The 7069-nt window shown below is 71.1% G+C and carries 7 protein-coding genes and 2 riboswitches; of the genes, 5 read left to right on the top strand and 2 right to left on the bottom strand.

The genetic code is table 11. The annotated features are described in order from the left end of the window. The 3 genes from QM572_RS07825 to QM572_RS07815 all read left to right on the top strand — a co-directional run. Nucleotides 1-353: aminotransferase class I/II-fold pyridoxal phosphate-dependent enzyme (locus QM572_RS07825; RefSeq protein ID WP_415091763.1), on the top strand; the 353-nt coding region annotated here is incomplete at its 5' end. Continuing rightward, nucleotides 350-1369 carry a cobalamin biosynthesis protein gene (locus tag QM572_RS07820; protein ID WP_415091761.1) on the top strand — a complete coding sequence of 340 codons (1020 nt, stop codon included), beginning with the start codon at nt 350-352 and terminating at the stop codon, nt 1367-1369. The genes QM572_RS07825 and QM572_RS07820, both read left to right, overlap by 4 nt. Then, nucleotides 1366-2052, top strand: a complete 687-nt coding sequence (locus tag QM572_RS07815) for a (2Fe-2S) ferredoxin domain-containing protein (protein WP_415091759.1) — start codon at nt 1366-1368, stop codon at nt 2050-2052. Before QM572_RS07820 ends, QM572_RS07815 begins: the two co-directional genes overlap by 4 nt. 31 nt (nt 2053-2083) lie before the next feature. Here the strand turns inward: QM572_RS07815 and QM572_RS07810 are convergent, their stop codons facing one another. Further along, nucleotides 2084-3109 carry a ribonucleotide-diphosphate reductase subunit beta gene (locus tag QM572_RS07810; RefSeq protein WP_415091757.1) on the bottom strand — a complete coding sequence of 342 codons (1026 nt, stop codon included), beginning with the start codon at nt 3107-3109 and terminating at the stop codon, nt 2084-2086. Next, complete coding sequence (locus tag QM572_RS07805; RefSeq protein WP_415091755.1) at nt 3109-5535, bottom strand: ribonucleoside-diphosphate reductase subunit alpha; 2427 nt, start codon at nt 5533-5535, stop codon at nt 3109-3111. The genes QM572_RS07810 and QM572_RS07805 overlap by 1 nt, the downstream gene beginning before the upstream one ends. 128 nt (nt 5536-5663) lie before the next feature. Beyond that, a riboswitch (cobalamin riboswitch) is annotated at nt 5664-5743 on the bottom strand. 66 nt (nt 5744-5809) lie between these two features. Further along, a riboswitch (cobalamin riboswitch) is annotated at nt 5810-5962 on the top strand. Nucleotides 5963-5998: 36 nt separating this feature from the next. Here QM572_RS07805 and QM572_RS07800 point away from each other — a divergent pair. Next, complete coding sequence (locus tag QM572_RS07800; RefSeq protein ID WP_415091753.1) at nt 5999-6226, top strand: CbtB-domain containing protein; 228 nt, start codon at nt 5999-6001, stop codon at nt 6224-6226. Continuing rightward, nucleotides 6226-7029 carry a CbtA family protein gene (locus QM572_RS07795; RefSeq protein WP_415091751.1) on the top strand — a complete coding sequence of 268 codons (804 nt, stop codon included), beginning with the start codon at nt 6226-6228 and terminating at the stop codon, nt 7027-7029. Before QM572_RS07800 ends, QM572_RS07795 begins: the two co-directional genes overlap by 1 nt. Nucleotides 7030-7069: the final 40 nt, after the last annotated feature.

Below are 7069 nucleotides of genomic sequence, written 5' to 3'. Positions count from 1 at the left end.
CGCAGACGCCGTGGTCGGTCTCCGCCCCGTCCGTCGCGGCGCTCGTCGCGTGCCTGCAGCCGGGCGTCGGGGCCGAGTCGCTGAGCCGGGCGCACCAGCTGCGCGGCTGGGCCGCGGCGCTCGAGACCGGGCTGCGCGAGCGGGGGGTCGAGGTGGTGCCGTCGGCGGCGCCGTACGTCCTCGCGCGGGTCGGCGACGGCGTCCACGCCGCGCTGCGCGATGCCGGCATCGCCGTACGCCGGGCCGACACCTTCCCCGGGCTCGACTCGTCCTGGGTGCGGATCGCGGCGCGCCCGGTGGCGATGACCGAGCTGCTCCTCGACGCGCTGGACCGGCTGGGGGTGCGGGCGTGAGGGCGAGGAGCGCCCGCGGACGCGCGGCCGGGCTGCTGCTCGGCTTCGCCGCGGACCGGCTGCTGGGGGACCCGGAGCGCTGGCACCCGGTCGCCGGCTTCGGCCGGCTCGGGAGGTCGGTCGAGTCCCGGCTCTACGCCGACTCCCGAGCCCGCGGGGTCGCCCACACCGCGATCCTCGTCGGGGGAGCGGTGGCCGTGGGCCTCCTGGCCGAGGCCGGTGCGCGAGCTCTGGTCGAGGGGCCCGACGACTGCCGGCGGGGCGGCCCGATCGCCGCGCGATCCGCTCGGCTCGCCGGCAGTCGCGCGGCCGAGACCCTGGTCGTCGCCGCGGCGACGTGGCTCGTGCTCGGCGGCCGCTCGCTGGAGCGGGAGGCGGTCGCGGTGCACGCCCTCCTCGAGGCCGGCGACGTCCCGGCCGCACGGGTCCAGGTGAGGCGGCTGATCGGCCGTGACACCGACGAGCTCGACGCCTCGGAGATCGCCCGCGGCGTGATCGAGTCGGTCGCCGAGAACACCGCCGACGCGGTGGTCGGGCCCCTCGTCTGGGGCGCGGTCGCGGGCGTGCCGGGGTTGCTCGGCTACCGCGCGATCAACACGCTCGACGCGATGGTCGGCCACCACAACGCCCGCTACGAGCGCTACGGCTGGGCCTCGGCCCGGCTCGACGACCTCGCCACCTGGCCGCCCGCCCGCGTCGTCGGTCTCGCCACGCTGGCGGTCGCGCCCGGACGAGCACGGGAGGCGTGGCGGGCCTGGCGGCGCGACGCGGCCGGTCATCCGAGCCCCAACGCCGGCGTCGCCGAGTCCGTCTTCGCCGGCATCCTCGGCATCCGCCTGGGCGGCACCAACCGCTACTACGGCAGTCGCGTCGAGCACCGCGCGATCATGGGCGACGGCCGGGCCGCGTCTCCCGGGGACATCGCCGGCGCCGTCCGGCTGGCGCGCCGCATCGACCTCGCCGCCCTCGCCGGAGCCGCCGCGCTCGCCGCCGTCGTCACCGGGAGCCGTCGATGAGCGCCCTCGTCCTCGTCGGCATGTCGGTCAGCGACGTCGACCGGCGCGACCTGCTCGTGGCCGAGGCGCGCCGACGTGGCGCGAGCGTCGCCTTCCTCCAGATGGGCGACCCGTCGCTGTCCCGCGAGCTCACCCGGCTCGCCGACGACGGCGCCACCACCATCACGCTCGTCGGCGTGAGCACCGGCCCGATCGGGCCGGCGCACTCCTGGCTGCGCCGCATCGCCGCGCACTGGTGGCGCGAGCAGGCCGGGCTGACGCCCACGATCCAGGTCGCGACCAGGCTGGCCCCGGCGCTCGGCCAGCTCGACGACGTCCTCGCCGAGACCAAGCCCATCCACGGCGAGGAGCCCGGGCTCACGTCAGGGGCCTGGGAGGACGTCACGAGCCATCGCCACCAGGTGATGGTCTGTCGCGGCCCCCGCTGCACCGCCAAGGGCGCCGAGGACAGCCTCCGCGCGATGATCCTCGCGATGATGGAGCATCAGCTCGGCGACGCCGACGTGCTGCTCGTCCACACCGGCTGCCAGTTCCCGTGCAACCAGGCGCCGGTGATCAGCGTCCAGCCCGACGACGTCTGGTACGGCCATGTGGACGCCGAGGCGGCCGCCGACATCGTGCGTGAGCACTTCGTCGACGGCCGCCCCGCCGCGCGTCACCGGCTTCCCCGGCGTACGTCCTAGAGCTCCTCGTCTGCCTGCTGGGCCCTCGGACTCAGAAGTCCTCGTCGAAGCCGACCGATCCGGTGACGCCGACCTGATAGGCCGAGACCTTCCGCTCGAAGAAGTTCGAGAGCTCCTGCACGTCCTGGAGCTCCATGAACGCCAGCGGGTTGGACGAGCCGTAGATCACGGGCAGGTCGAGCCGCTCCATGCGACGGTCGGCGACGAACTCCAGGTAGGAGCGCATGTCGGCCGTCGAGAGGCCGGCGACGCCCTTGCCCAGCAGATCCTCGGCGAACTGCGCCTCGGCGTCGACGCCCTCCATCAGCATCTGCCCGACCTGTGCCGAGAGCTCGTCGTCCCACAGGTCCGGCTCCTCCTGCCGAGCCGTGTCGACGACGTCGAACGCGAAGGCCATGTGCATGGACTCGTCGCGGAAGACCCAGTTCGTCCCGGAGGCCAGCCCGTTGAGCAGGCCGCGGGAGCGGAGGAAGTAGACGTAGGCGAACGCGCCGTAGAAGAAGAGCCCCTCGATCACGGCGGCGAAGCAGATCAGGTTGAGCAGGAACGCCCGGCGGTCCTCCTTGGTGTGCAGCTCCTTGAGGTCGGCGAGGGAGTCGATCCACCTGAAGCAGAAGTCGGCCTTGAGCTTGATCGACGGGATGTTGTCGACGGCCGCGAACGCCTCGAACCGCTCGGTCTCGTCGGGCACGTAGGTGTCGAGCAGGTTCAGGTAGAACTGGACGTGCACCGCCTCCTCGAAGAGCTGCCGGCTGAGGTAGAGCCGGCCCTCGGGGGAGTTGACGTGCTGATAGAGGTTGAGCACGAGGTTGTTGGCCACGATCGTGTCGCCGGTGGCGAAGAAGGCCACGAGGCGCGAGACCAGGTGGCGCTCGGCCGCCGTCATCCGGGTGAGGTCCTTGAGATCGGTGTGCAGGTCGACCTCCTCGACGGTCCAGGTGTTCTTGATCGCGTCCTTGAACCGCTCGAAGAAGTGCGGGTAGCGCATCGGGCGCAGGGTGAGGTCCATGCCCGGGTCGAGCAGGAGCTGGTGGGTGGTCTCGTTCGGGGTGGTCATCACTGGCAGGCCTCACATGCGTCGGGGTTCTCGAGGGAGCAGGCGAGCGCCTCCTCGTCGGTGTAGGCCTTCAGCCCGGGGGCCGGGGCCGTGATCGCCGGCGCCACGTTCGTGACGGTCGACGTGCTGGCGACGCTGGTCGTCGCCTGCTGGATGCGCGTGGCGGGGCGCGAGCGCAGGTAGTAGGTCGTCTTGAGGCCCTGCTGCCATGCGTAGCGGTACATCGAGGAGAGCTTCCCGATGGTCGGGCCGGCCATGAACAGGTTGAGGGACTGGCTCTGGTCGAGGTACGGCGAGCGCGCGGCCGCCAGGTCGATCAGCGCCTTCTGCGGCAGCTCCCACGCGGTCCGGTAGAGGGCTCGGACGTCCTCCGGGATCGCGTCGACGCCCTGGACGGAGCCCTCGGCCCGCTTGATCTGCTCGCGCACCTCCGGCGTCCACAGGCCGCGCGCCTTGAGCTCGCGCACGAGGGCGGTGTTGACCTGCAGGAACTCACCCGACAGCGTCTCGCGCTTGAACAGGTTGGAGACCTGCGGCTCGATGCACTCGTAGCAGCCGGCGATGCTCGCGATGGTCGCGGTCGGCGCGATGGCGAGGAGCAGCGAGTTGCGCAGCCCGGTCGCGGCGACCTTCTCCCGCAGTGCGGTCCACCGGTCGGTCTGGGTCGGCGTCACGCCCCACAGGTCCGGCTGGAGCTGGCCCTTCGCCGCCCTCGTCACCCCGTACGACGGGTGCGGACCGTGCCGCTCGGCCAGCTCGGCCGACACCTCGAGCGCGGTCAGGTAGATCTCCTCCTGGATCCTCGTCGAGAGCTCGAGCGCCTCGGGGGAGTCGAAGGGGAGGCCGAGGGCGAAGAAGACGTCCTGCAGGCCCATCAGGCCCAGGCCGATCGGCCGCCAGGTCGGGTTGGACCGCGCCGACTCCTCACTCGGGTAGTAGTTGATGTCGATCACCCGGTCGAGGAACGGCACCGCCGTGCGCACGGTGTCGCGCAGCCGCTCCCAGTCGACCCTCGCCTCAGCCGCCGAGGTCGTGACCACGTGCTGGCCGAGGTTGATCGACCCCAGGTTGCACACCGCGGTCTCGGCGTCGGAGGAGACCTCGACGATCTCGGTGCACAGGTTGGACAGGTGCACCACCGGGCCACCCGGCTCGTCGCTCGTCTGGTTGCAGGTGCGGTTGGCGGCGTCCTTGAAGGTCATCCAGCCGTTGCCCGTCTGGGCGAGCGTGCGCATCATCTTGGCGTAGAGATCGCGTGCCTTGACGGTCCGCACCACCTGGCCGGCCGCCTCGACGGCCCGGTAGCGCACGTCGAACGCCGGCCCCCACAGGTCGACCAGCTCCGGGGCGAGATCGGGGTCGATCAGCGACCACTCCTCGTCGGCCTCGACGCGCCGCATGAACTCGTCGGGGATCCAGTTCGCGAGGTTGAGGTTGTGGGTCCGCCGCGCCTCCTCCCCGGTGTTGTCCCGCAGCTCGAGGAACTCCTCGATGTCCGGGTGCCACGATTCGAGGTAGACGCAGGCGGCGCCCTTGCGCCGGCCGCCCTGGTTCACGGCCGCGACGGAGGCGTCGAGGGTGTTGAGGAACGGCACGATGCCGTTGGAGGCCCCGTTGGTGCCACGGATCAGCGCGCCCCGTCCGCGGACGCGGGAGAAGGAGATGCCGATCCCGCCGGCGAACTTCGAGAGCTTCGCGATCTGCGCGTAGCGGCTGTAGATGGAGTCGAGCTCGTCCCTGGGGGAGTCCACCAGGTAGCACGAGGACATCTGCGAGTGCCGCGTGCCGGAGTTGAAGAGCGTCGGGCTGCTGGGGAGGTAGGACAGCGACGACATCAGCTCGTAGAACTCGATCGCCTCGCCCGGCGTCTGCGCGAGGCCGCAGGCGACGCGGAGCAGGAAGTACTGCGGTGTCTCGATCACCAGGCGCGCGGTGGGGTGACGCAGCAGGTAGCGGTCGTAGACCGTGCGCAGCCCGAAGTACTCGAACCGCCGGTCCTGGCCCGGGTCCACGGCGTCGTCGAGCTTGCGGGCGTTGTCCTTGACGAAGCGCGCCGTGTCGTCGGAGATCAGCCCCTCGGCATGGCCGAGCGCGATCGACTGGCTGAAGGCGGCGATGCCCTGGTTGCGGACCTCCTTGTCGATGTAGCCCGCCAGGAGGCGTGCCGCCAGCTTCGAGTACGCCGGCTCCTCGCCGATCATCTCGGCGCTGGTCTGGATCGACAGCCGGTCCAGCTCGTCGGTCGTGGCGCCGTCGTACAGGCCGCTGATGGTGCGCGTCGCGACGCGCATCGGATCGACGTCGGGCAGGTCGAACGCGACGCGGTCGACGGCCCGGACGATCTTGGTGACGTCGACCGGCTCGGTGTCGCCGTTGCGCTTGCGCACCTGCATGGTGGTGCGGGTCGGTGCTTCTGTGACCGTCATGCGGTCTCTCCCCTCGGAGTCAGGCTCGAGAGGAGACGACGGGGCCGTGCCGACGGTGCGCACGAACCTGGCGTCAGCCCACCCTCGAGGCCTCGGACCACCACGCCCGGCGGGCGCGGTGCACTGTCAGGTATCGGACTCGCGGGCCTCCCGGGCGGGACGCGCGCTCACCGTTGCGGGGCAGTCCCGGACTCTCACCGGGTTCCCTGGTTCAGCTGCAGGAGCACCATATGTGGGGGTCGTCGCGGAATACGGGACCAGATGTTGGGGCGGCGTGTCGCGACGGCGTGTCGGTGCTACGGTGCTCCTGCACGTCGTACGTGAGGAAGCCAGTGAGAGTCTGGCACGGTCACGCCACTGTGAGAGGTCTCCGCCGAAGCCGGCGGACGGGCTCGGAGTCAGATCTTCCGACGACGTGTTGACCGCCCAACGAGGGAACGTTGTATTCCTGAAGGAGCATCACGTGAGCAACACGTCTGCCATGTCCACGACCGCCAGTCCGGTCGCCACCCCGATCGTCGACGCCAACGTCAAGACGGTCGCACTCCTGCTCGGCACCGCCGTCGTGGCGCTGCTGGCCTACTACTTCATCGGTGTCGACGAGGGCATGAGCTCGGTCTTCGGCAAGTCGATGATGGTCCACGAGTTCTTCCACGACGGCCGGCACTTCCTCGGCTTCCCCTGCCACTGATGGAGAGGCAGCTCATCGGCCGCGGCGTCCTCGCCGGGGCCCTCGCCGGCCTGCTCGCCTTCGTCTTCGCGCGGATCTTCGCCGAGCCCGTCATCGTCAAGTCGATCGCCTACGAGGACGCCGTCGGCGCCGCCCAGGCCGCCCTCGACAGGGCCGCGGGGATCGCGGTCGAGGCCGACGGCCCCGACCTCGTCAGCCGCGGCATCCAGATGAACGTCGGCCTCGGCGCCGGCCTCATCCTCTTCGGCGCCGCGATGGGCGCCCTGGTGGCCGTCGCCTACGTCATCGCCGTCGGGCGGATCAAGGTCCGGCCGTTCCAGCTCGCACTGCTGGTGCCGGTGTTCTTCTTCATCGGCTTCTACGTGGTGCCGTTCGCGAAGTACCCCGCCAACCCGCCGGCCGTCAGCGACGACGAGACGATCCGCAGCCGCGGCGCCTCCTGGCTGATCATCGTGTTCTTGGCGTCGCTGTTCCTCTTCCTCGCCGTGTACGCCGGGCAGCGCCTCCATCGCCGGCTCGCGCTGTACCCGACGGTGCTGGTCATGGGCGTCGCCTACGTGGCGGTGATGGCGGTCGTCATGTTCCTCATGCCGGGCTTCGACGAGACGCCCGGCCCGATGAGGGACCCGAGTGGAGCCATCGTGCTGGACGGCTTTCCCGCCGATCTGCTGGCGTCGTTCCGGGTCTACTCCTTCGCCGCGCAGGTGATCCTCTGGGGCACGATCGCGCTCGTGTTCGCGCCGCTGGCCAAGCAGGTCCTCGAGCCGGCGCCGCGCGCCGTGCCGGCGGCCGCGACGGCGTGACCCTGCGCAACGGCGCAGCCCGGCTCGCGGCCGTCACCCT

The sequence above is a fragment of the Nocardioides sp. genome (assembly GCF_047607365.1).
GTDB lineage: Bacteria > Actinomycetota > Actinomycetes > Propionibacteriales > Nocardioidaceae > Nocardioides.
Note: the sequence above shows the minus strand (reverse complement) of the source record. Positions and strands in the feature narration are given on the sequence as shown.